Annotated in this window: 21 protein-coding genes; 16 read left to right on the top strand and 5 right to left on the bottom strand. The window is 64.0% G+C overall.

Annotated features, from left to right (window positions below; translation table 11 throughout):
* Nucleotides 1-18: 18 nt before the first annotated feature.
* Nucleotides 19-1,341 carry an RNA helicase RhlE1 gene (gene rhlE1, locus AC5O5R_RS23915; RefSeq protein WP_172219893.1) on the top strand — a complete coding sequence of 441 codons (1,323 nt, stop codon included), beginning with the start codon at nt 19-21 and terminating at the stop codon, nt 1,339-1,341.
* Nucleotides 1,342-1,376: 35 nt separating this feature from the next.
* On the opposite strand, the gene AC5O5R_RS23910 is transcribed toward rhlE1, so the two are convergent.
* The 3 genes from AC5O5R_RS23910 to pmrG all read right to left on the bottom strand — a co-directional run bounded on the left by AC5O5R_RS23910 (nt 1,377) and on the right by pmrG (nt 4,406).
* Complete coding sequence (locus AC5O5R_RS23910) at nt 1,377-2,618, bottom strand: TIGR03862 family flavoprotein (protein ID WP_172219890.1); 1,242 nt, start codon at nt 2,616-2,618, stop codon at nt 1,377-1,379.
* Between the two features lie 148 nt (nt 2,619-2,766).
* A complete protein-coding gene (locus AC5O5R_RS23905) occupies nt 2,767-3,681 on the bottom strand; it encodes a histone deacetylase family protein (protein WP_172219887.1) in 915 nt (304 codons plus the stop codon).
* A 38-nt stretch (nt 3,682-3,719) separates the two neighbouring features.
* A complete protein-coding gene (gene pmrG / locus AC5O5R_RS23900; RefSeq protein ID WP_172219884.1) occupies nt 3,720-4,406 on the bottom strand; it encodes a lipopolysaccharide core heptose(II)-phosphate phosphatase PmrG in 687 nt (228 codons plus the stop codon).
* Between the two features lie 179 nt (nt 4,407-4,585).
* Here pmrG and AC5O5R_RS23895 point away from each other — a divergent pair, with 179 nt between their 5' ends.
* The 4 genes from AC5O5R_RS23895 (at nt 4,586) to AC5O5R_RS23880 (ending at nt 7,788) form a co-directional block, all read left to right on the top strand.
* Entirely contained in the window at nt 4,586-5,155 is a 570-nt protein-coding gene (locus AC5O5R_RS23895) for a GNAT family N-acetyltransferase (protein WP_172219881.1), read from the top strand.
* Nucleotides 5,156-5,250: 95 nt separating this feature from the next.
* Nucleotides 5,251-6,120 (top strand): acyl-CoA thioesterase II, encoded by an 870-nt coding sequence (gene tesB / locus AC5O5R_RS23890; protein ID WP_172219878.1) that lies wholly within the window; start codon nt 5,251-5,253, stop codon nt 6,118-6,120.
* Complete coding sequence (locus AC5O5R_RS23885; RefSeq protein WP_172219875.1) at nt 6,117-6,707, top strand: HAD family hydrolase; 591 nt, start codon at nt 6,117-6,119, stop codon at nt 6,705-6,707. Before tesB ends, AC5O5R_RS23885 begins: the two co-directional genes overlap by 4 nt.
* Before the next feature lie 70 nt (nt 6,708-6,777).
* A complete protein-coding gene (locus AC5O5R_RS23880) occupies nt 6,778-7,788 on the top strand; it encodes a zinc-dependent alcohol dehydrogenase family protein (RefSeq protein ID WP_172219872.1) in 1,011 nt (336 codons plus the stop codon).
* Nucleotides 7,789-7,885: 97 nt separating this feature from the next.
* Here AC5O5R_RS23880 and AC5O5R_RS23875 read toward each other — a convergent pair whose 3' ends face one another.
* Entirely contained in the window at nt 7,886-8,587 is a 702-nt protein-coding gene (locus tag AC5O5R_RS23875) for a FadR/GntR family transcriptional regulator (RefSeq protein ID WP_172219869.1), read from the bottom strand.
* A 260-nt stretch (nt 8,588-8,847) separates the two neighbouring features.
* Here AC5O5R_RS23875 and AC5O5R_RS23870 point away from each other — a divergent pair, with 260 nt between their 5' ends.
* The 4 genes from AC5O5R_RS23870 (at nt 8,848) to AC5O5R_RS23855 (ending at nt 14,577) form a co-directional block, all read left to right on the top strand.
* Nucleotides 8,848-10,200: an MFS transporter gene (locus tag AC5O5R_RS23870; protein ID WP_494514768.1), complete on the top strand. Its 1,353-nt coding sequence runs from the start codon at nt 8,848-8,850 to the stop codon at nt 10,198-10,200.
* Nucleotides 10,201-10,219: 19 nt separating this feature from the next.
* Nucleotides 10,220-11,566 (top strand): glucarate dehydratase, encoded by a 1,347-nt coding sequence (gene gudD / locus AC5O5R_RS23865; RefSeq protein ID WP_172219863.1) that lies wholly within the window; start codon nt 10,220-10,222, stop codon nt 11,564-11,566.
* Between the two features lie 439 nt (nt 11,567-12,005).
* Nucleotides 12,006-13,397 (top strand): GABA permease, encoded by a 1,392-nt coding sequence (gene gabP / locus AC5O5R_RS23860; RefSeq protein ID WP_172219860.1) that lies wholly within the window; start codon nt 12,006-12,008, stop codon nt 13,395-13,397.
* A 142-nt stretch (nt 13,398-13,539) separates the two neighbouring features.
* Complete coding sequence (locus AC5O5R_RS23855) at nt 13,540-14,577, top strand: PDDEXK nuclease domain-containing protein (protein ID WP_172219857.1); 1,038 nt, start codon at nt 13,540-13,542, stop codon at nt 14,575-14,577.
* On the opposite strand, the gene AC5O5R_RS23850 is transcribed toward AC5O5R_RS23855, so the two are convergent.
* Nucleotides 14,578-15,447, bottom strand: a complete 870-nt coding sequence (locus AC5O5R_RS23850) for a LysR family transcriptional regulator (protein WP_172219855.1) — start codon at nt 15,445-15,447, stop codon at nt 14,578-14,580.
* 204 nt (nt 15,448-15,651) lie between these two features.
* Between AC5O5R_RS23850 and AC5O5R_RS23845 the strand changes: the two genes are divergently transcribed.
* From AC5O5R_RS23845 to AC5O5R_RS23815, 7 genes are all read left to right on the top strand, one after another.
* A complete protein-coding gene (locus AC5O5R_RS23845; RefSeq protein ID WP_172219852.1) occupies nt 15,652-17,196 on the top strand; it encodes an MFS transporter in 1,545 nt (514 codons plus the stop codon).
* A gap of 128 nt (nt 17,197-17,324) precedes the next feature.
* Nucleotides 17,325-18,176, top strand: coding sequence for an STAS domain-containing protein (locus AC5O5R_RS23840; protein WP_172219849.1), 852 nt, complete (start codon nt 17,325-17,327; stop codon nt 18,174-18,176).
* A gap of 4 nt (nt 18,177-18,180) precedes the next feature.
* On the top strand, nt 18,181-18,543 hold the full coding sequence (locus AC5O5R_RS23835) for an STAS domain-containing protein (protein ID WP_172219846.1): 363 nt from the start codon (nt 18,181-18,183) through the stop codon (nt 18,541-18,543).
* Nucleotides 18,540-18,944, top strand: a complete 405-nt coding sequence (locus AC5O5R_RS23830) for an anti-sigma regulatory factor (RefSeq protein WP_172219843.1) — start codon at nt 18,540-18,542, stop codon at nt 18,942-18,944. The genes AC5O5R_RS23835 and AC5O5R_RS23830 overlap by 4 nt, the downstream gene beginning before the upstream one ends.
* Complete coding sequence (locus AC5O5R_RS23825) at nt 18,941-19,954, top strand: ATP-binding protein (protein ID WP_494514767.1); 1,014 nt, start codon at nt 18,941-18,943, stop codon at nt 19,952-19,954. Before AC5O5R_RS23830 ends, AC5O5R_RS23825 begins: the two co-directional genes overlap by 4 nt.
* Nucleotides 19,947-20,795, top strand: coding sequence for a sensor histidine kinase (locus AC5O5R_RS23820; protein WP_172219837.1), 849 nt, complete (start codon nt 19,947-19,949; stop codon nt 20,793-20,795). Before AC5O5R_RS23825 ends, AC5O5R_RS23820 begins: the two co-directional genes overlap by 8 nt.
* Nucleotides 20,785-22,728 (top strand): PAS domain-containing hybrid sensor histidine kinase/response regulator, encoded by a 1,944-nt coding sequence (locus AC5O5R_RS23815; protein ID WP_494514766.1) that lies wholly within the window; start codon nt 20,785-20,787, stop codon nt 22,726-22,728. The genes AC5O5R_RS23820 and AC5O5R_RS23815 overlap by 11 nt, the downstream gene beginning before the upstream one ends.
* Nucleotides 22,729-22,750: the final 22 nt, after the last annotated feature.

Genomic DNA, 22,750 nt, shown 5'->3' with positions numbered 1-22,750 from the left:
CCCCCTGACGGTATTGCCATGAATTTCGCCAAACTCGGCCTGATCGAACCGCTGCTGCGCACCCTGCAGCAGCTGGACTACACCACCCCGACCCCGGTGCAGGCCAAGGCCATCCCCGCCGTGCTGGCCGGCCGCGACCTGATGGCCGCAGCCCAGACCGGCACCGGCAAAACCGCAGGTTTTGCCCTGCCTGTGCTGCAACGTCTGGCACTGGAGGGCGAGAAGGTGGCCGCCAACTCGATCCGCGCGCTGGTGCTGGTGCCCACCCGTGAGCTGGCCGAACAGGTGCACAACAACGTGCGCGAGTACGCTGAAAACCTGCCGCTGAGCACTTATGCGGTGTATGGCGGGGTCAGCATCAACCCGCAGATGATGCGCCTGCGCCGCGGCGTCGACCTGCTGGTGGCCACGCCAGGTCGCTTGCTCGACCTGTTCCGGCAGAACGCGGTGAAGTTCAACCAGGTGCAGACCCTGGTGCTGGACGAAGCCGACCGCATGCTCGACCTGGGCTTTGCCGAAGAGCTGCAGTCGGTGTACGCCGCACTGCCACGCAAGCGTCAGACGCTGCTGTTCTCCGCTACCTTTTCCGAGCAGATCCGCATGCTGGCGGGGCTGGCCCTGAATGACCCGCTGAGCATCGAAGTCAGCCCGCGCAACGCCGCGGCCGCCAGCGTCAAGCAGTGGCTGGTGCCTGTGGATAAAAAGCGCAAGGCCGACCTGTTCTGCCACCTGCTGCGCAAGCAGCGCTGGACCCAGGTGCTGGTGTTTGCCAAGACCCGCAACGGCGTCGACCAGCTGGTGGAGCGCTTGCTGGCAGAAGGGGTGAATGCCGACGGCATCCACGGCGACCGCCCTCAGGCCACCCGCCAGCGCGCCCTGGACACCTTCAAGGCCCGTGAAGTGCAGGTGCTGGTCGCTACAGATGTGGCGGCCCGTGGCCTGGATATCGACGACCTGCCGCTGGTCGTCAACCTTGACCTGCCGATTGTTGCCGAGGACTACGTGCACCGCATCGGGCGTACTGGGCGGGCGGGTAACAAGGGCGAGGCGATATCGCTGGTGTGTGCCGATGAAGTGCAGATGCTGTCGGCCATCGAAGTGCTCACCCGGCAGACCCTGGCGCGCCATGAAGAGCCTGATTTCATCCCCGAACACCGGGTGCCGATGACCGACGCCAGTGGCCAGGTGGTCAAGAAGCCGAAGAAGCCCAAGAAGCCAAAGGAAAACAGCGCCAAGCGCGGGTTGGGGCGCTGGATGGACAGTGGCGAGCCGGAGCCGGCGGTGAAGGCTGTGCGCAAGGTGCCTAGCTTCAATGGTGGGCCACGCAAGCGTAAGCCTTGAAAATTCTGGGGCTGCAAAGCAGCCCCGGCAATCTTTCAGTTAATCCGCATTACCCAATCCGCTGCCGCTCGCCCGGCGCGCAGCCCACTGGCAAAACATGCGGTCAGCAGATACCCGCCAGTCGGCGCCTCCCAGTCCAGCATTTCGCCGGCGCAGAACACCCCCGGCAGGGCCTTTATCATCAACCCCTCATCCAGCCCCTCGAAACGCACCCCGCCCGCGCTACTGATCGCTTCATCCAGCGGTCGTGCCCGCACCAGCGTGATCGGCAACGCCTTGATCGCCCGCGCCAATGCTTCGGGGTCGGCAAACGTCGCCTGATCGGTCAGTTCCCGCAGCAGCGCCGCCTTCACCCCGTCGATGCCCAGCTGGCTGTGCAAGTGCTTGGCCATGGAGCGCGAGCCTCGCGGTCTGGCGAGTGCCTGGGCAACTTTGTCCACAGGCTTGTCCGGTAGCAGGTCGAGCAACAGCACCCCACGGCCTTCGCGGTTGATGGCCTCGCGCACTGGCGCCGACCAGGCGTACACCAGGCTGCCCTCGATGCCTTGGGCAGTGAGAATGAACTCACCTTTGCGCGGCGCGCTGCCCGCTACCCCAAGGGCGATGTTCTTCAAGGGCGCCCCGGCAAACTTGTCCTTGAGCAGCGCGCTCCAGCCTTCGACTTCGAAGCCGCAGTTGCTCGGTTGCAAGGCCGAGATATCCACAGCCCGTTCGGCCAGCAGCGGCTGCCAGCTGCCGTCAGAGCCCAGGCGCGCCCAGCTGCCGCCGCCCAACGCCAATACCACGACCGCAGCATTCAGTAACCGCTCACCCTGTGGATAAGCGATTCGCAAGGCGCCCTCGGCGTCCCAGCCCAGCCAGCGGTGGCGGGTGTGGATAACTACCCCACTGTCGCGCAGCCGCTTGAGCCAGGCGCGTAGCAGGGGTGCCGCTTTCATGTCGGTGGGGAACACCCGGCCCGAGCTGCCGACGAAGGTTTCAATGCCCAGGCCATGAATCCACTGGCGCAAAGCGTCGGCGTCGAAGTCGCGCAGCAGCGCAGCGATCTCGCCCTGGCGCTCTGCATAGCGGGACACGAATGCCGGGTAGGGCTCGGAATGGGTGATGTTCATGCCACCGACCCCGGCCAGCAGGAACTTGCGCCCCACCGAAGGCATGGCGTCGAACACCTCGACCGCCAGGCCCGCTTGGGCCATGGCTTCAGCGGCCATCAGGCCGGCGGGGCCGCCACCAATGACGACTGCGAGGGGAGGGAAGGTGGGCTTCAGATCGGACATGGCGGGCGGCGGGCTGTGGAAAAGATGCGCATTCTAACGCAGGGCTGCCAACGGAAGCACTGGTCAAAAAATGATCAGTTCTATGCAAGCCTTACGGGCCATGGCTCACAGCCGCTTTCCAGCAGGTTATCCACAGGCGGTTCCACAGTCATTGTGAACAACCCATGACACGTGCTGCGCTGTGATGGAGGATGCCGTGGCGTTTGGCCAAGGCCGCGCGGTCTTTGCTGTAGCCACCGCCGATCACGCCCACCACCGGGATGTCGCGGCCCAGGCAGTGGCGCAGCACCGCCTCGTCCCGCGCGGCAACACCGACGTCGGTCAATTGCAGGTAGCCGAGGGCGTCGTCCTTGTGCACATCCACGCCGGCGTCATACAACACCAGGTCGGGTTGATACAGGGGCAGCAGGTAGTTGAGCGCGTCGTCGACCACCTTCAGGTAGGCGGTATCACCCATGCCACGGGGCAGCGGGATGTCCCAGTCGCTTTGCGCCTTGCGCGCCGGGAAGTTCTGCTCACAATGCAGCGATACGGTGATGGCCTCTGGTGTGTCGTGCAGGATGCGCGCGGTGCCATCGCCCTGGTGGACGTCGCAGTCGAAGATCAGCACGCGATGCACCCGGCCAGCTTCCAGCAGGTAGCGGCTGATCACTGCCAGGTCGTTGAAGATGCAGAAGCCTGCCGGGTGGTCGTAATGGGCGTGGTGGGTGCCGCCGGCCAGGTGGCAAGCGATGCCGTGCTGCAGTGCCATCTCGGCGCTTAGCAGCGAGCCACCGACTGCGCGTACGGTACGCCGGGCCAGGGCCTCGCTCCAGGGCAGGCCCAGGCGGCGCTGGTCCTCGCGTGACAGCTCGCCGTTCATGTAACGCTCGATGTAGCCGCGGTCATGGGCCAGGGCGAGGATATCGTTGGGGCAGATATCCGGACGCAAAAGCGCCTGGTCGGTGGTCAGCCCGCTGTCGACCAGGTGGTCGTGAAGCAGGCGGAACTTGTCCATCGGAAAGCGGTGTTCGGCGGGGAACTCCGGGCTGTAGTCTTCGTGGTAGATCAGCGGCAACGGCATGGGGCATTCGCAATCAGGGCCAGTGCTGATCTTGCCAGTTATCGCCCTGCGCTCGCCAATACTCGTTGCCAGTCCGGTTCGTTCAGGCGCCCGAGGATGCGTGCCTTGCCATTGCCATCCACCGAAACGAACAATGCGCTGGCGTAACCGCTTTCACGCTCACCGCCTGCAACGTTCTGCTGGCGGGCGAAGTGATCGATGCAACCGTTATGCGTCACCAGTACCAGGTTATGCCCCGGGCGCTTGCGGGCCAGGGCTTCACTGGCAAACCGATTGTCGCACCCTTCCAGCCAGTCTTCGCTGGCCACTGCCTGGCCAAGGATGAAGTGCGCGGTTTGCCGGGTGCGCAGTTTAGGGCTGCTGAGCAGATCGGCGTTGTTCAGGCCCAGCTGGTGCAGCCCTTGGCCGACCCGGCCGGCGGCCTGGCTACCGGCCACGGTGATGCCGGTGGGGTCGTCCAGGCAGGGGCCGGGGGCGCTGTCGCAGCGTTCGGCGTGGCGGATCATCACGATCACCGCCCCCTCGACCCAGTCCTGCAGCAATCCGCTGTCACTCAGTTGTTGATCGTTGCCAAGGTCCACGATGTGCGTCCTCGTCGCCAGCCAGGTGGTCAACGCCGCCACGACCATGCACAGGCCAAGGGCGGCACCGAGGGCCTTGCGGCCCAGGCGGCGCTTGCGCCGGGCGTGGATGGCAGGGTGCCCCAGGGTATTGCTCGATAACATGCGTTGCTCCATAGACATGGCCGCGCCTGGCGCGGCAGTGGTGGCGAGCATGTTGCCGAGCGGGCTGTCGGGGACCGGTGAAGGGCTTGTGAAAATTGCATTCGGTTGCTGCAGCTGGGTGAAACCCGCACCCGCGCCTACGCTGTAAACTGCAAGGCGGCAAAACCGGAGCAGGCCCGATGACCCCCATTCATGAACTGCAAAGCGCACGGCTGGTGCTGCGCCAATGGCGCGACGACGACCTGGGCGAGTTCGCCGCGCTGTGTGCCGACCCGCAGGTGATGCGTTATTTCCCCGCCCCACTGACGCGCCTGGAGGCTGCCGCGCTGATCGGCCGCGTGCGCGGGCATTTCAACGAATACGGTTTTGGCCTGTGGGCGCTCGAACGCCAGGACACCGGTGCGTTCATCGGCATGACCGGGTTGCTCAACGTCAATTTTGACGCCAGCTTCGCGCCAGCCGTGGAGATCGGTTGGCGCTTGGCGCGGCGCCACTGGGGCCAGGGCTTTGCCAGCGAAGCGGCGTGGACCTGCCTGCGTTGTGCGTTCGCCCAATTGCGCCTGGAGGAAGTGGTGTCGTTCACTAGCGAGAGCAACCTGCCGTCGCAAAAGGTGATGCAGGCCATTGGCATGCAGCAGGACGTGCACGGCAGTTTCGAGCACCCCCGCCTGCCCGTCGGGCACCCGCTGCGCCCGCATGTGCTGTACCGCATCGACCGCGCGCACTGGGAGCGCACCCTGCGCGCCTGAATACACGGCCATGCCCGGCGCGAATGACAAACCCTGTATCATTTGCCCTCATAACAGCGCTGTAGAGATGTGTTGCCTTGCTAGGAGAAGCCCCGATGAGTCATGTGTTGGACGACCTGGTCGACCTGTTGAGCCTCGAGTCCATCGAGGAGAACCTGTTCCGCGGACGCAGCCAGGACCTGGGCTTCCGCCAGTTGTACGGTGGGCAGGTGCTGGGCCAGTCATTGTCGGCGGCCAGTCAGACGGTCGAAGACGCACGCCATGTGCATTCGTTGCACGGCTACTTCCTGCGCCCGGGCGATGCCAGCCTGCCGGTGGTGTATTCGGTGGACCGCGTGCGCGATGGCGGCAGCTTCAGCACCCGGCGGGTGACTGCGATCCAGAAGGGCCATACCATCTTCACCTGCAGCGCGTCGTTCCAGTACGACGAAGAAGGCTTCGAGCACCAGGCACAGATGCCTGATGTGGTCGGCCCGGAAAACCTGCCCACCGAAGTGGAGCTGGCCCGCGCCATGGCCGATCAGCTTCCCGAGCGAATTCGCGACAAGGTGCTGTGCGCCAAGCCGATCGAGATCCGCCCGGTCACCGAGCGTGACCCGTTCAACCCCAAGCCCGGCGACCCGGTGAAGTACGCCTGGTTCCGCGCCGACGGCAAGCTGCCCGACGTGCCAGCTTTGCATAAATACCTGCTGGCCTACGCCTCTGACTTCGGCCTGCTGACCACGGCGTTGCTGCCGCATGGCAAGTCGGTGTGGCAGCGCGACATGCAGATCGCCAGCCTCGACCATTCGCTGTGGTTCCACGGCAACCTGCGCGCAGACGAGTGGCTGCTGTATGCCACCGACAGCCCATGGGCCGGCAACTCTCGCGGTTTCTGCCGTGGCAGCATTTACAACCAGGCCGGGCAACTGGTGGCGTCGTCGTGCCAGGAAGGCCTGATTCGCCACCGCAAGGACTGGGCATGAACCTGGCCGAGATCCGCAACTGGGTGTTCGACATGGACGGCACCCTGACTGTGGCAGTGCACGATTTTGCCGCGATCCGCGAGGCACTGGAGATTCCGCCTGAAGACGATATTTTGACCCACCTGGCGGCGTTGCCGGCAGCGGAGGCGGCGGCCAAGCATGCCTGGTTGCTGGAGCACGAGCGCGACCTGGCCATTACCTCGACGGCAGCCAGCGGGGCGGTGGAGCTGGTGCGCGAGCTGGCCGGGCGCGGTTGCCGGCTGGGTATCCTCACCCGCAATGCGCGGGAGCTGGCGCATGTGACGCTGGAGGCGATCGGCCTGGCGGACTGTTTTGCCGTCGAGCATGTGCTCGGGCGGGACGAAGCTGCGCCCAAGCCAAGCCCTGATGGGCTGCTGAAGATCGCCAGCGCCTGGGGCGTGGCGCCGAGCGAGCTGGTGATGGTCGGCGATTACCGCTTCGACCTGGACTGCGGTCGGGCGGCGGGGGCGCGTACGGTACTGGTGAACCTGCCGGACAATCCCTGGCCGGAGCTGGTGGATTGGCATGCGGCCGATTGCCGGGCATTGAAGGTGATGCTGGGCTGATCTTTGTGTTGGCAATGCGGGCCCTGTCTATGCTGAACCCCATTCTTTTCCCTGAAACGGAGACCCACCCATGACCAGCAAGGCCATCTACGTACAACCCGGCGGCGGCTACGACAAGGTCGAGGTCGGCACCAGCGAAGCCGCTGCACCACAGGCCGGCGAGATCACCGTGCGCCTGCACGCCAGCTCCCTCAACTACCACGACTTCGCGGTGGTCAGTGGCATGTGGGGCCCGAGCGAGCGGCGCATTCCCATGGCCGATGGCGCCGGTGAAGTGCTTGCGGTGGGTGCCGGCGTCACCGAGTTCCAGGTAGGCGACAGCGTGGTCAGCACCTTCTTCCCCGACTGGCTGGACGGCCAGGCCAATGTCGAAGGCTTTGCCAGGGTGCCCGGTGATGGCCTCGATGGTTACGCCCGCGAGCAGGTCACCGCCCGCGCCACCTCGTTCACTTTGGCGCCCAAGGGTTTCAGCCACGCCGAAGCCGCTACCCTGACCACTGCCGGGCTTACCGCCTGGCGTGCGCTGATGAGCGACGATCACCTCAAACCGGGTGACACGGTACTGGTGCAGGGCACTGGCGGGGTGTCGATCTTTGCCCTGCAGTTCGCCAAGCTGGCCGGCGCCACGGTCATCGCCACCTCGTCCAGCGACGCCAAGCTCGAGCGCCTGAAAGCCCTGGGTGCCGATCACCTGATCAATTACAAGAGCACCCCGGCCTGGGGTGAGAAAGTGCGCGAGCTGACCGACAACCGCGGTGTCGACCATGTCATCGAAGTGGGCGGACCGGCGACGCTGGAACAATCGATGATTGCCGCGCGCATTGGCGGGCATGTGTCGCTGATCGGCATTCTCACCGGTGTGGCCGGGCAATTGCCGCTGGTGCAGGCGCTGGTGCGGCAGATTCGCCTGCAAGGCGTGCTGGTGGGCAGCCGCGCGCAGCAGCAGGCGATGGTGCGGGCGATCGATGCCAACGGCTTGCGGCCAGTGGTGGACAAGCATTTCGAGCTGGAGCAGATCGTCGAGGCGTTCCGCTACCAGGAGAGCAACCGCCACTTCGGCAAGATCTGCCTGACCTGGTGAAGTGCGGGCGGCTGGATGTAACAGTCGCCCTGCAAGCCAATCCATTCGCCGAGGATGCGGTACGCCAGCAGGTGCACGCGGGGTAGCGTGACGGCGCCTATTCCGGCAGCAGCCGATCGCGGCTGTTGGACAGGTGCAGGCACACCGCCGCGCGCGCTGCATCCGGGTCTTGCCGGCGAATGGCATTGAGGATTGCCTCATGCTCCAGGTTGGCCAGGTACGCCTGCCGCGCCAGCCTGGACCCGGCACGCTCAGCCTGGGCCATGCGGTTGCGCGGGATCAAGCCATTGCCCAGTTGCAGCAGCATTTCGGTGAAATACAGATTGCCGGTGGCCTCGGCGATCAACAGGTGAAAACGCCGGTCGGCCTCGATGCAACTGTCGCCCGCGGCGGCCAGATCCTGGTAGTCATCCAGCGCCTGGCGCATGCGTGCCAGTTGCCCTTCATCACGGCGCAGCGCAGCCAGGGCGGCGGCCTGGCCTTCCAGGCCAATGCGCAGTTCCAGCAGGTCGCGCACATTGGCCGCACTTTCCGCGGCGATGCGCAGGCCAGCCTGGGGCTGGCGCTCCATCACGAAGGTACCGATACCGTGGCGTGGCTCCACCAGCCCCGAGGCCTGCAGCTTCGACAAGGCTTCGCGAACCACCGTGCGGCTTACCCCATGCTCGCGCACCAAGGTGTTCTCCGAAGGCAGCTTGTCACCAGGCTTGAAGGTGCCGAGCAAAATCTGTTGAGTCAGGCTCGAGACCAGGTCATGGGCGCGGCTGTGGCCGCGTTTATGGACGGGTGTGGTTTCCATGTGGCGGTCCGTTCTTGTTGTGCTTGTACGACAAGTTAATCGATAAAAATATTTTTTGTCGGTTTTTCGGTAATCAGGCTTCGCTGATCCATGAGCTGTTACCGCATGATCGAAGCAAGTTAGCATTGTGACAGCTTGTATTTTGGGTTTTAAGCGCTAATCGCCATCTTGTCGTACAACTTCCCTGCGCATATGCTCCACCCCACTGTCATGTCAGACAACCTCGACCCGCACAAAAACAATTAGTGGGAGATTCGTAAGTGAACGACACCCTCGCTCCGTCTGCACGGGCTGAAGGCGACGCGCTGGCCAGTGCCTTGGCCAAGGTCAAGCGCCACGTCCTGCCGCTGTTCGTCATCATGTTCATCGTCAACTACCTCGATCGTGTCAACATCGGCTTCGTCCGCCCGCACCTGGAAAGCGACCTGGGCATCAGCGCCGCTGCCTTCGGCTTTGGCGCCGGCTTGTTCTTCATCGGCTACGCACTGTTCGAAGTGCCGTCGAACATGCTGCTGCAAAAGGTCGGTGCACGCCTGTGGCTGACCCGCATCATGTTCACCTGGGGGCTGGTGGCCACGGCCATGGCCTTTGTGCAGACCGAAACCCAGTTCTACGTGCTGCGCTTTTTGCTGGGTGTCGCCGAAGCGGGCTTCTTCCCCGGGGTGATCTACTACTTCACCCGCTGGCTGCCGGCGGCCGAGCGGGGCAAGGCGATTGCCATCTTCCTCAGCGGTTCGGCACTGGCCTCGCTGATTTCCGGGCCGCTGGCCGGGGCGCTGATGCAGATCCAGGGCCTGGGCCTGCATGGCTGGCAGTGGATGTTGTTCATCGAAGGCATGGCTTCGGTGACGCTGTGCTTCTTCGTGTTCTTCTGGCTCGACTCCAAGCCCCACGACGCCAAGTGGCTGAGCAAGGCCGAGCAGGACGCGCTGGTCGATACCATCGACCGCGAGCAGCGTGAGCGCGAAGCCGTCGGCGCGGTAAAGGTGTCGTCCTGGAGCCTGCTCAAGGACCGCCAGATCGTGCTGTTCTGCCTGATCTACTTCTGCATCCAGCTGACCATCTACGCCGCGACCTTCTGGCTGCCCAGCATCATCAAGCGCATGGGCGACCTCAACGACCTGCAGGTAGGGTTCTTCAACTCGATCCCGTGGCTGATCTCGATCCTGGCCATGTATGCCTTCGCCGCAGGGTCTGCACGCTGGAAGTTCCAGCAGGCCTGGGTCGCGGGTGCGCTGCTGATCGCTGCCATTGGCATGTTCATGTCCACCACCGGTGGGCCGGTGTTCGCCTTCGTTGCCGTGTGCTTCGCCGCCATCGGCTTCAAGTCGGCGTCGTCACTCTTCTGGCCAATCCCGCAGGGCTACCTGGATGCGCGCATCGCCGCGGCAGTAATCGCGCTGATCAACTCGGTCGGCAACCTTGGCGGTTTCGTTGCCCCCACCACCTTCGGCCTGCTGGAGCAGCAGACCGGGTCGATCCAGGGCGGCCTGTACGGCCTGGCGGTGACCTCGGTGCTGGCGGCCATCGCCATCTTCTTTGTGCGCACGCGCCCAAAGGGCGTGCCTGCCGATCCACTCAAGGCCCCTTCGGCCCTGGGCCAGACCCACTGACGACTGCGAGACAACAATCATGAACATGCAGACCTTGCACACCAGCACCCCCGTGGTCACCGACCTGCGCGTCATCCCCGTGGCCGGCCACGACAGCATGCTGCTCAACCTCAGTGGCGCCCATGGCCCGTACTTCACCCGCAATGTGGTGGTGCTGCGCGACAGCGCCGGCAATACCGGCCTGGGCGAAGTGCCTGGTGGCGAGAACATTCGCCAGACCCTGGAAGACGCCCGCAGCCTGGTGGTCGGCCAGCCGATCGGTCATTACCAGCGCGTGCTCAATGCCATGCGCCAGACCTTCGCCAACCGCGACAGCGCCGGGCGTGGCCTGCAGACCTTCGACCTGCGTATCACCGTGCATGCGGTGACGGCTGTCGAATCGGCGCTGCTCGACCTGCTCGGCCAGCACCTGAATGTGCCCATGGCGGCACTGCTGGGTGAGGGGCAGCAACGGGATGCGGTGAAGATGCTCGGCTACCTGTTCTATATCGGTGACCGCCAGCAGACCGACCTTGCCTACCGCAACGAAGCGGATGCCGATGACGACTGGTTCCGTCTGCGCCACGAACAGGCCCTGACCCCGGAGGCGGTTGTGCGCCTGGCCGAAGCGGCCAAGCAGCGTTATGGCTTCAGCGACTTCAAGCTCAAGGGCGGCGTGCTGCGAGGTGAAGAAGAAATGGAAGCGGTGACGGCGCTGGCCGAACGCTTCCCCGAAGCGCGCATCACCCTGGACCCCAACGGTGCCTGGTCACTCAAGGAAGCCATCGCCCTGTGCCGCGACAAACACGATGTGCTGGCCTATGCCGAAGACCCGTGCGGCGCCGAGAACGGCTACTCGGGCCGCGAGGTGATGGCCGAATTCCGTCGCGCTACGGGTTTGCCCACGGCTACCAACATGATCGCCACCGACTGGCGGCAAATGGGCCATGCCATCCAGCTGCAGTCGGTGGACATCCCGCTGGCCGACCCGCATTTCTGGACCCTGCAGGGCTCGGTACGGGTGGCGCAGATGTGCAATGACTGGGGGCTGACCTGGGGGTCGCACTCGAATAACCACTTCGACATCTCGCTGGCGATGTTTACCCAGGTGGCGGCTGCGGCGCCGGGCGAGATCACCGCGATCGATACGCACTGGATCTGGCAGGACGGCCAGCGCCTGACCCGGGAGCCACTGCGCATCGTCGACGGGCACGTGGGGGTGCCGGCGCGGCCGGGGTTGGGGGTGGAGCTGGATGAAGACCAGCTGGCCAAGGCCCATGAGTGCTACCGCAATATGGGCCTGGGAGCGCGGGATGACAGTGTGGCGATGCAGTTCCTGATTTCGGGGTGGAGTTTCGACAACAAGCGGCCTTGCATGGTCAGGTGAGCCAGCATCGAGGTGTTGCAAGGAGGCCCTGGGAGACCGGGGCTTTTTTGTATCCGACCAAGAGTGCGCATGGCATCAAATCGATGCGGTCGAGGTGGAGCTGGCTTGCCGGCGATAGGGCCAGGGCAGGCAACACACATTCAAATGAAAAACAAAAGCGCCAGATGACCCGGTGGCGCAATCGGACATGCCATTCGCGACATCTGGCGTGAATGGAAAGGCCCTGTCGTGATCGAACAGTTCCGGGGCGTTCTCGTGTAATTTCCCACAGCCCTGCGGAGCTTAAATGAACCCCGAACCGCACTGGCACGTTGCTCTGTGACGCACACCAAAGAACATCAACAGAACCCGAGCAACCTGTCGACTTATTGATTTCAAAGGAGATATTTTCGCCTACGCCTGCCCCCATCCTTGTGTCAGCAAAAAGAGAACAACATCAATGAACACCGTGGGATCTGATGGCAACCTTGCACAAGGTTTCAAGCCACGTCATGTAACGATGCTGTCCATCGCCGGCATCATCGGCGCCGGACTTTTCGTAGGCTCTGGGCACGCCATTGCGGCGGCCGGGCCCGCAACCATAATTTCCTATTTCGTGGCCGGGACCCTGGTAGTCCTGGTCATGCGCATGCTCGGCGAAATGGCCGTGGCACACCCCGATACCGGATCGTTTTCCACCTACGCCGACCAGGCCATCGGCCGCTGGGCCGGCTATACCATCGGCTGGCTGTACTGGTGGTTCTGGGTACTGGTGATCCCGATCGAAGCACTGGCCGCCGGGCATGTGCTGAACGCCTGGTTCCCTCAGGTGGACAGCTGGATCTTTGCCCTGGCCTCGGTACTGTTGCTGGCCTGCACCAACCTGTTCAGCGTGGCCAAGTACGGTGAATTCGAGTTCTGGTTCGCCATCCTCAAGGTCACGGCGATCCTGGGCTTCATCGGCCTTGGTTTCGCTGCCCTGATGGGCTGGCTGCCCAACCGCGAGGTCAGCGGCCTGAGCGGGTTGATCGCCGAGCACGGCGGCTTCGCCCCGAACGGCTGGTCGGCGGTGATCGGTGCGTTCATTACCGTGATGTTCAGCTTTATCGGCACCGAGGCGGTGACCATCGCTGCCTCCGAGTCCAGCGACCCGTCGCGCAACATCGCCAAGGCGACGCGTTCGGTGATCTGGCGCATCAGCACCTTCTACATCCTGTCGATCTTCGTGATCATCTCGGTGGTGCCATGGAACGACCCGCAGTTGGCGGTGGTGGGTTCCTACCAGCGTGCGCTGGAAATCATGAACATCCCCAACGCCGCGTTCATGGTCGACCTGGTGGTGCTGGTGGCCGTGACCAGCTGCATGAACTCGTCGATCTACATCGCCTCGCGCATGATGTACTCGCTGGCCAAGCGCGGTGACGCCCCGGCCTTCCTCAACAAGACCTCCAGGGTAGGCGTACCGCGCTCTGCGGTCTTTGGCAGTACCTTGATCGGCGCGGCGATTGCCATCCTCAACTACTTCGCACCGAAAGGCGTGTTCGAGTTCCTGCTGGCCAGTTCCGGCGCCATCGCCTTGCTGGTGTACATGGTCATCGCCATCTCGCAGCTGCGCATGCGCCGCCGCCTGGAGCGCGAGAACACCGAGCTGAAGTTCCGCATGTGGCTGTTCCCTTACCTCACCTGGGCGGTGATCATCTTCATTGCCGGGGCGCTGGCGGTGATGATGTACACCCCGGAGCACCGGGTAGAAGTGAGTTCGACGCTGGGCCTGGCAATCGTCATTTCCTTCCTGGGGATCGTGACATCGCGGGGCCATGCGCAACCTGTAGGGGCGCGGTCGATGGGGTGATCGGGTTCACCTTACGGTAGGGCGAAGGGCACCAGTGGATGGGTGCCCTTTGCTTTTTGAAACAAATCAGAGGTGCTGCCGGTGGCGGGGTGACGGCTCACCGGGGGTAGACTTCCTGGCGAATTCAAAAGGGAGTCGATGCATGAGCGCTGAACAACAAGAACCACAAGCGCCGGTGGCCCTTCCTTCGGTAAAGGATGACCGTTTCGAGGAAGTGCTCAGGTTGATTCAGGATGCCAGGCAGCGTGCGGTGCAGGCGGTCAATACGCAATTGATCGACCTGTACTGGCAGGTTGGGGCCTACATCAGCCACAAGCTGGAGCGGGCGGAATGGGGCGATTCGGTGGTCAGTCAGCTGGCTGCTCATCTTGCCCAAACGCAGCCTGGGCTACGAGGTTTTACGAGACCTAACCTGTTTCGGATGCGCCAATTTTATGAAGCCTATCGCCATGACGAAAGAGTCTCGGCACTGCTGAGACAATTGCCATGGACCCACAACATGATGATTCTCAGCCAGAGCAAGCTCACTCAGGAGCGCGAGTTCTACCTGCGCATGGCGATTCAGGAAAGGTGGTCAAGCCGAGAATTGGAAAGGCAACTCAAGGCCTCGCTTTTTGAACGCAGTGTCGCAAACCCGGCCAGGGCTTCGGCAGTATTGCGTCAAGATTATCCGGCAGCCATGGAGGTTTTTCGGGATGCCTACATGGTGGAGTTTCTCGGGCTAACGGGGGATCATGCAGAAGCAGACCTACATGGCGCGCTGATGAATCGGCTCAAACAGTTCCTCATCGAACTGGGCCGCGACTTCTGCTTCGTCGGCTCTCAGTACCCGCTTCAGGTCGGTGGCCGCGACTTCGCACTGGATTTGCTGTTCTTTCACCGCGGCCTCAACTGCCTGGTAGCGATAGAGCTGAAGGTCGGCCGCTTCGAGCCCGAGTACCTGGGCAAACTCGATTTCTACCTGGAAGCGCTTGACCGAAACGAGCGCAAGCCGCATGAAAACCCTGCGATTGGCGTGTTGCTGTGCGCCAGCAGGGACGATGAGGTGGTCGAGTACGCACTTAATCGCAGTTTGTCGCCAGCACTGATTGCGGAGTACCAGACACGCTTGCCGGACAAGGCCTTGCTGCAGGCCAAGCTGCATGAATTCTACGCCTTGGGTGCTGCAGGCGATCACTGATCAGGCACCGCCTTTCACGCTCTGCACATAACGCATCACCGCCGGCGCTTTATCGAAGCGCCGGTGAATCAGGCTGAGCCATGAACTGGCGTGGCAGTCGACGATCCGCCGGTAGTTCACCTGCGGCAGGCAGATGCGCTGCACCACCGATTCCGGCACCACGGCGATGCCCTGGCCGAGAGACACCAGGGTAATCACCGCCACCAGGCTGCCGGGCTGCGGGCCAAGCTGCGGGACGAAGCCACCTTGCGCGGCGACCTCCAGCGTGCCGGATATCTGCTCGGGCAGGATGAAGGTTTCATTGGCCAGGCGCGATGCCGGGATCTGAGGCACTTCATTGATCCGTGAATGGGCGGGCAGGGCAAGGACGAAGCCCTCCTGGTGCAGCGCAATGGCTTCCAGCTCTTCCGGCAGTTCCATCGGCGAGCGCACATACGCAAGGTCAAGCAGGCCATCACGAACCCTGGCGGGCAGTTCGGCCATGGGCAGTTCGCGCATGCTCAGGCGTACCTCGGGGCAGGCTTCGCTGAAGCGAAGCACTTGCTGCTGGAGCATGCCCGAGTAGGCGGCCGAAGCCACGTAGCCCAGTTCGATACGCCCGCTTTCGCCACGGGCGGCGCGTTGTGCCCCCAGTTGCGCCGCGTCGAACTGACGCACGGTCTGTTCGGCTTCGATGAACAGGGCCTGGCCGGCGGCGGTCAGGTTGACCTCGCGCTGGTTGCGCTCGAACAGGCGAACGCCCAGTTCGCGCTCCATGTCCTGGATCTGCCGGCTGAGGGTGGGCGGGGCGATGCCCAGTTGCTCGGCGGCACGGGTGAAATGGCCATGGCGGGCAACGCAGAGGAAATAGCGGAAATGGCGGATTTCCATGGGTGTTACCTGCAGGGTAATGACGGGGGCCGCCGAGGCTAACAAGGCGTTGGGTTGGCAGCGTTATGGTGAGGCCAACACTACAAGCCTGGTGGCCTGGGGGCAAAGATTACCTGGGAGATTGGCGGGGCCGCTTTGCGCCCCAGGCGATCCTGCAGGCAAACCGCCTTTCAGGCGAACCAGCCCACCCCCCGGAGCCCTGCCATGCCTTCTGCGCGTTTTACCCTGCTCACTGCCTCCCTGGTCTGCGCCCTGATCATCCTCGACACCAATATCGTCGCAGTCAGCCTGCCCAGCATCGCCCGCGACCTGTCCGGCTCGTTCGCCGATATCGAATGGGTGGTCAGCGCCTACCTGCTGGCGTTCGCCGCCTGCCTGCTGCCGGCCGGCAGCCTGGCCGACCGCTTTGGCCGGCGGCGCATGCTGCTGCTCGGCCTGGTGCTGTTCGGCATAGCCTCGCTGGCCTGTGGTGCCGCGCCCACGCTGTTGTTTCTCGACCTGGCCAGGGCAGCCAAAGGTGTGGGCGCCGCGTTGCTGTTGACCTCGGCCCTGGCGGCGATCGGCAACCGCTTCCACGAGCCGCAAGAGCGCATGCGCGCCTGGGCCTTCTGGGGCGCATGCATGGGCGCCACCATCACCTTTGCGCCACTGCTGGGCGGGGTGATCGCCAGCACCTTGGGCTGGCGCTGGATCTTCTATATCAACCTGCCCCTGGTGGTGCTGTTGGCGCTGATGGTGCTGCACAGTGTCGAGGAGTCGCGTGACAGCGCAGCGGCGCGGCTCGACCCGTGGGGCAGCCTGACCTTCGCCGGCAGCCTCGGCTACCTGATCTGGGCGATGATCGATGCCAACCAGGTGGGTTGGGGCAGCGCGCAAACCCTTGGCCGTCTGGTGATCAGCGCTTTCCTGTTCGGCCTGTTCGTCATGGTCGAGCGCAGCCAGCAGCGCCCGATGATCGACCTGCAGCTGATGCGCAGCGGGCGTTTCGTCGGCGCCTTGCTGGGCATGTTCGCCTACGCTGCCTGCGCCCAGGTGATGATGACCCTGCTGCCGCTGTACCTGCAAAACGGCCTGCAGCTGTCGGCGCTGGCCGCAGGCGCCGGCATGCTGCCATTTGCCGTCGCCATGCTGCTGACCCCGCGCGTTGGCATGCGCTTGGCCGCGCACCTGAGCCCGGCGCAGGTGTTTGCGCTGGGCCTGGTGCTGGTTGGCATGGGCAACCTGCTGTGTGCCTGGGCCACGCGCCAGGGCGGCTATGGCGCGTTCGCCCTGGCCAGCCTGGTGCTGGGCGCTGGCGCCGGGTTGCTCAATGGCGACACGCAGAAAAACATCATGGCTTGCGTGCCGCGTGAGCGCACCGGCATGGCCTCGGGGCTGAGTACCACCACGCGGTTCGGGGCAATCGTGCTGGCCATTGGTGTACTTGGCGGCGTGCTGGCCGGCCGTAGCGGGCAGCTGTTGCACGAGGCCATCGCCGCCGTGGCACCCGCGCACTCGGGCCAGGTTGCGGCAATGGCGACACGGGTTGCCGCAGGCGACCTGCAGGCCGCCCTGGCGCTGCTCGAACCCGCCCAGCGCGAGGCCGTGGCGCCCCTGGCCCGGCAGGCATTCATCGGTGGTTTCGAGGCCGTGCTGCACACCGCAGGTATTGCCGCACTGGTCTTCGCAGTGCTGGTCGGCCTGTTGCTGTCTCGCCCGCCAATCCCGCTTGCAACGGATACCAGGCAGGTGGGCCAGGACGCTGCATAGGCTACCCTCAGATGGCGCATTGCAATTAACTGTCCCCCGCGCACAACTATTTCATCCGGCAAATGTCATTCACAGCAGGCCGGCCAATTTATGGGGAAGCCGGCCTTTCAGCCCAGGAGCTAAGGTACATGGCAGCACTGCACGGCAGCACATCGGAAGCGATCAAGAACAACCAGGCGCAATTGCAGAAAGAATGGCTTTCTGGCCTGGAAACCAACGGCGCCACGCGTAATATCAAGGAACAGGTACTCGCACAGGAAACCCGCGAATTCCTGCAATTGCTGGTCGAGGGCCTGCTAAGCGAAGGCGGCAGCAACCTGGCTGCAACGGGCTGGGAAGGGGTGCGCCGTTTTCTGGAAAAACTGTCCGTCTCGCGCGCGCAGCTGGGGCATGACTCGCACCAGGCCGTGTACTTCATCTTTGCCCTGAAGGGGCCACTGTTCGGCCTGTTGCAATCGCACTTCAGTGATGAACCGGCGCGCCTGGCCGAGCAGCTGTGGGCGATCTCCGAGCTGATCGACGGCATGGGCATGCACACCATCCGCACCTTCCAGAAAACCCGCGAAGACGTGATCAAGCGCCAGCAGGAAGAGCTGCTGGAACTGTCCACCCCCGTGGTCAAGCTGTGGGACGGGGTACTCGCCCTGCCGCTGATTGGCACCCTGGACTCGCAACGCAGCCAGACCGTCATGGAGTCGCTGCTGCAGCGCATCGTCGATACCGGCTCGGAAATCGCCATCATCGATATCACCGGCGTTCCGACCGTCGATACGCTGGTGGCGCAACACCTGCTCAAGACCGTGACCGCGATCCGCCTGATGGGCGCCGATTGCATCATCAGCGGGGTGCGCCCGCAGATCGCGCAAACCATCGTCCATCTTGGCCTGGACCTGGGCACCCTGACCACCAAGTCCAACCTTGCGGATGCCCTCAAACTCGCCCTTGCGCGCCTGGGCGGCGACATCGGCAAGCAGGTATAAGCCTATGGAGCGCATTCCGATCCTGCAGATGGGCGAATTCCTGCTGGTGACCATTCAGGTGGACATGCACGACCAGCTGGCGCTGACGCTGCAGGAAGACCTGACCGACCGCATCAGCCATACATCGGCCCAAGGTGTGCTGATCGATATTTCCGCACTCGACATGGTCGACTCCTTCATAGGCCGGATGATCGCCAGCATTTCCGGCCTGTCGCGCATCATGGATGCCGAAACCATGGTGGTCGGCATGCAGCCGGCCGTGGCCATTACCTTGGTCGAACTCGGCCTTACCCTGCCGGGCGTCAGTACGGCACTGAATGTGGAGCGCGGCATGCAAGTGCTGCGTCAACGTGTGAGCCGAAAATGAATGTTCGCGAAAGCGGCAGCCATCCTGTGCGCATAGAGCAGGATGTAGTGTTGGCGCGCCAATTGGCGCGCAAGTTGGCCGGTGAATGCGGCATGCGCCTGGTGGACCTGACCAAGCTCGTGACCGCCGTCAGCGAGCTGGCTCGTAACACGGTGGTCTACGGCGGCGGCGGCGACATGGACTGGCAGGTGCTGGAGGATGCCGGGCGTGCAGGGCTGCGCTTGCTGTTTCGCGATGAGGGCCCGGGCATTCCCGATGTCAAGCTGGCGCTGACCGATGGCTGGACCTCGGGCAGTGGCCTTGGCCTGGGCCTGACCGGCGCCCGACGGCTGGTCGACGAGTTCGAGCTGGACACGGCCCCCGGCCTGGGCACGCGTGTGACGATCACCCGATGGGCATGAATATTCACGCTACCGCGACTCAAGTACTGCGCCTGGACGACCCCAGCGACGTCGGCCATGCCCGACGTACTGCACAAAAGCTGGCCGAGCGACATGGCTTTGAGCCGGAAGAGGCAGGGCGTGTGGCCCTGGTGGCCACCGAGCTGTGCAGCAATGTCCTCAAGCATGCCCGCCATGGCGAGCTGCACATGCGCGTGCTGCCCCGTAAGCAAGGCGCCTTCGCCATCGAGCTGCTCACCGTGGACCGGGCCCAGGGCTTCGATGCCCACAGTTGCCTGGCCGATGGCTATTCGACGGCGGGCACCCAGGGTATCGGCATGGGGGCCATGGTGCGTCAGGCCCAGGTGTTCGACATGTACGCAGATGCTCGCGGAGCCGTGGTGCTGGCGCGCCTGCACAGGACGCTTGACCGCGGCGCAGACCTGCGCTGGGGCGTCAGCCAGCATGCCCTGCACAACGACCCCGCCTGCGGGGATACCTGGCACCTGGCTATCGATGGACAATGCATCAGTGCACTGGTGATCGATGGCCTGGGGCATGGCCCTGATGCCGAAGTGGCGGCCAAGGCGGGCGCCGCCGCATTTGCCGAAGCGCCGTATGGCGACTCGTTGCAACTGTTGCAGGCCATGCACCAGGCCATGTCCGGCACCCGGGGTGGGGCTACGGCGGTGGCGCAATATGACCGTGCCCATGACCGCCTTAGCTTCACCGGCATCGGTAACATCGGTGCAAGCCTGGTGGCCGGGGCACAAGTGCGCGGCCTGGCTTCGCTGCCGGGCATCGTGGGTGGGCAGTTCAGGAAAGCCCAGGTGTTCGACTACGCTGAGCTGAATGGAAACCTGTTGATCATGTACAGCGACGGCCTGCAGTCCCGTTGGAACCTGAAGGACTACCCTGGCCTGGTGCACCGTCACCCGGCCGTGATCACCGCCGTGCTGCACCGCGATTTCTGCCGAGGCCGCGATGATGTGACGGTGCTGGCCGTCGATTTGGAGGCCGCGCATGTCTGATGCACAACTGATAGCCCGGCTGCAGGCCGAGAACGACGCCTTGCGCGCCGAACTGGAGGAAACCAACCAGGGCGTGCTGGCGTTGTACGCCGAGCTGGACATCCAGGCCGAGCAACTGCGCCAGGCGTCGGACCTGAAAAGCCGCTTCCTGTCCTACATGAGCCACGAGTTCCGCACGCCGCTGGGCTCAATCCTGAGCATCACCGGCCTGCTGACCGATGAACTGGACGGGCCCTTGTCGCAAGAGCAGCACCGCCAGGTGACGTTCATCAGCACCGCCACCCGCGAGCTGTCCGACATGGTCGACGACCTGCTCGACCTGGCCAAGATCGAAGCCGGGCGCATCACCATTTCGCCCGCCTGGTTCGATATGCTCGACCTGTTCGCAGCCTTGCGCGGGATGTTCCGGCCGATTGTCGATGTCACGGCGGTCGACCTGATTTTCGAAGAGCCGGTGGGGTTGCCACGGCTTTACACCGACGACAAGAAACTTGCGCAAATCCTGCGCAACTTCATCTCCAATGCACTGAAGTTCACCACCCGCGGTGAAGTACGCGTGTCTGCCGAGTTGCTGGGCAACGACATGATCCGCTTTGCGGTCAACGATACCGGCATCGGCATTGCCCAGGAGCTGCTGGGGACCTTGTTCGAGGACTTTGCCCAGGTCGACTCGCCGCTGCAGAAGCGCCTGCGCGGCACGGGTCTGGGCCTGTCGTTGTGCAAACGCTTCGCCATGCTGCTGGGTGGCGAAGTGGGTGTGCACAGCGAGCCAGGGGTCGGCTCATGCTTCTTCGTGATCATTCCTCTGGCCCTGGCCCAGGAGAACGTCGATGAAACCTGATGTGCGCCTGCTGATCGTCGACGACAACGTCGCCACCCGCTACGCCCTGCGCCGGCGCCTGGCGGTGCACGGCTACGAAGTGATGGAGGCGGGCACGGGCGGTGAAGGGCTGGCGATGATCCGCGACCAGCAGATGGACGCACTGATCCTGGATGTGAACCTGCCGGACATGAGCGGTTTCGATATCGTCAGGTTGCTGCGCGAGGACGCGCGCACCGCACTGCTGCCGGTCATCCACGTGTCGGCGGCGTCGATACTGAGCGGCGATATCATCACTGGCCTGAACGCCGGCGCCGATGCCTACCTGGTCCACCCGGTGGACCCTGAGGTACTGGTCGCCACCCTGCGCACCCTGCTGCGTGTACGTGATGCCGAGCGTGCGCTGCGTGAGAGCGAGGCGCGCTTCCGGGAGATTTTCAGCAGCGTGTCGGCCCCCATCGCCGTGCTCGATGCAGAACTGAAGGTGCATGAATGCAATCAGGCGTTCAGCCACCTTACCCAGGACAACCGTGATGCTGCGCAGCTTCGGGAGTGCTTCGCCGAGGGCCAGGCGGCAGCCCTGGATGCCCTGCGCCAGCACCTGTTGGCCGGCGAGCGATGGAAAGGCACCCTGAGCATGCAAGTGCGGGGGCACTTGCGCGAGACCGAGTGGCAGCTGTCACCCTACCAGGCGACGGGGCTGTGCCTGGTGTTCGTCGAAGACGTCACCGAGCACCGTCACCGCGAGCGCTCGCACCTGGCCCGCCTGGACGTTGCCACCAGCCAGCTGGCGCGGGAGGTGGCCGAACGCGAGCGCACCGAGGCGCAGCTGCTGCAGCTGCAGAAAATGGACGCCCTGGGCAGCCTGACCGGCGGCATCGCCCACGACTTCAACAACCTGCTTACCGGCATCATCACCAGCCTGGAACTGATCCGCAAACGGGTGGCGCAAAACCGTGTCGAGATGGTGCCCAAATACGCCGAGGCCGCGCTGAGTTCGGCCACCAGCGCCGCGTCGCTCACCCACCGCCTGCTGGCCTTCGCCCGCCAGCAGCCGCTGGACACCCGCCCGATCGATGTCAACCGGCACGTGCGTTCGCTGGAAGAGCTGCTGACGCGCACCATTGGCGAGCGAGTGATGCTGACCCTGGAATTGTCGCCCCAGCCAGCCATTGCCCTGGTCGATCCGGTGCAGCTGGAAAGCGCCGTGCTCAATCTGGTCATCAACGCCCGCGATGCGCTGTGCAAGAACGGCCAGATATGGGTCAACACTGCCGCGACCTGGTCCCACGGCAACCCCAACCTGCTGGATGGCCCGTACATTGCGGTGAGCGTGCGCGACGATGGCAGCGGTATCCAGCCCGAACTGCTGGAGAAAGTCTTCGACCCGTTCTTCACCACCAAACCCGTGGGGCAGGGCACTGGCCTGGGCTTGTCGACCATCTATGGCTTCGCCCGCCAATCGGGTGGGCATGTGGTATTGAGCAGTGTGGTCGGGCAGGGCACCGAAGTGACGCTGATGCTGCCCGCCAGTGCCGAGGCCGCTGTACACGTCGAGCGCGACAGCGGTCTGGACCTGCAAGGCAACGGCGAGCACGTGCTGGTGGTAGAGGACATGGCCTCCGTGCGCCTGTCGGTGGCCGAGGCGCTGACCGATGCGGGGTATCGCTGCAGCCTGGCCTCGACCACCGACGAAGCGCTGGCGTTATTGGGCGGCGACTCCAACCTGGACCTGATGCTGACCGACGTCGGCTTGCCGACGTTGAGCGGCCGCGAACTGGCTGACCTGGCACGGGGCTACCGGCCGGATCTGCCGGTGTTGTTCATGACCGGCTATGCGGATGCGGCACTCGACCGCCAGGCGTTTCTAGGGGTTGGCATGGATATGCTGTTGAAACCTTTTCAATTGGCAGAGTTGCTTGGGAAAGTCCGCCAGGCGGTACGCAAGGGCTGATGACAAAGCCATGCTTTGCACT

Source organism: Pseudomonas sp. 8_5_2, from assembly GCF_059295255.1.
This window is presented reverse-complemented; position numbering and strand designations above follow the sequence as displayed.

Coding starts and splice junctions, on each gene's coding strand:
- AC5O5R_RS23840 (WP_172219849.1), top strand. CDS start 17,325: ATGGCAGCACTGCACGGCAGCACATCGGAAGCGATCAAGAACAACCAG.
- AC5O5R_RS23905 (WP_172219887.1), bottom strand. CDS start 3,681: ATGCCGTTGCCGCTGATCTACCACGAAGACTACAGCCCGGAGTTCCCC.
- AC5O5R_RS23845 (WP_172219852.1), top strand. CDS start 15,652: ATGCCTTCTGCGCGTTTTACCCTGCTCACTGCCTCCCTGGTCTGCGCC.
- rhlE1 (WP_172219893.1), top strand. CDS start 19: ATGAATTTCGCCAAACTCGGCCTGATCGAACCGCTGCTGCGCACCCTG.
- AC5O5R_RS23825 (WP_494514767.1), top strand. CDS start 18,941: ATGAATATTCACGCTACCGCGACTCAAGTACTGCGCCTGGACGACCCC.
- gabP (WP_172219860.1), top strand. CDS start 12,006: ATGAACACCGTGGGATCTGATGGCAACCTTGCACAAGGTTTCAAGCCA.
- AC5O5R_RS23835 (WP_172219846.1), top strand. CDS start 18,181: ATGGAGCGCATTCCGATCCTGCAGATGGGCGAATTCCTGCTGGTGACC.
- AC5O5R_RS23830 (WP_172219843.1), top strand. CDS start 18,540: ATGAATGTTCGCGAAAGCGGCAGCCATCCTGTGCGCATAGAGCAGGAT.
- AC5O5R_RS23895 (WP_172219881.1), top strand. CDS start 4,586: ATGACCCCCATTCATGAACTGCAAAGCGCACGGCTGGTGCTGCGCCAA.
- AC5O5R_RS23855 (WP_172219857.1), top strand. CDS start 13,540: ATGAGCGCTGAACAACAAGAACCACAAGCGCCGGTGGCCCTTCCTTCG.
- AC5O5R_RS23880 (WP_172219872.1), top strand. CDS start 6,778: ATGACCAGCAAGGCCATCTACGTACAACCCGGCGGCGGCTACGACAAG.
- AC5O5R_RS23820 (WP_172219837.1), top strand. CDS start 19,947: ATGTCTGATGCACAACTGATAGCCCGGCTGCAGGCCGAGAACGACGCC.
- tesB (WP_172219878.1), top strand. CDS start 5,251: ATGAGTCATGTGTTGGACGACCTGGTCGACCTGTTGAGCCTCGAGTCC.
- AC5O5R_RS23885 (WP_172219875.1), top strand. CDS start 6,117: ATGAACCTGGCCGAGATCCGCAACTGGGTGTTCGACATGGACGGCACC.
- AC5O5R_RS23910 (WP_172219890.1), bottom strand. CDS start 2,618: ATGTCCGATCTGAAGCCCACCTTCCCTCCCCTCGCAGTCGTCATTGGT.
- gudD (WP_172219863.1), top strand. CDS start 10,220: ATGAACATGCAGACCTTGCACACCAGCACCCCCGTGGTCACCGACCTG.
- AC5O5R_RS23875 (WP_172219869.1), bottom strand. CDS start 8,587: ATGGAAACCACACCCGTCCATAAACGCGGCCACAGCCGCGCCCATGAC.
- pmrG (WP_172219884.1), bottom strand. CDS start 4,406: ATGTTATCGAGCAATACCCTGGGGCACCCTGCCATCCACGCCCGGCGC.
- AC5O5R_RS23815 (WP_494514766.1), top strand. CDS start 20,785: ATGAAACCTGATGTGCGCCTGCTGATCGTCGACGACAACGTCGCCACC.
- AC5O5R_RS23850 (WP_172219855.1), bottom strand. CDS start 15,447: ATGGAAATCCGCCATTTCCGCTATTTCCTCTGCGTTGCCCGCCATGGC.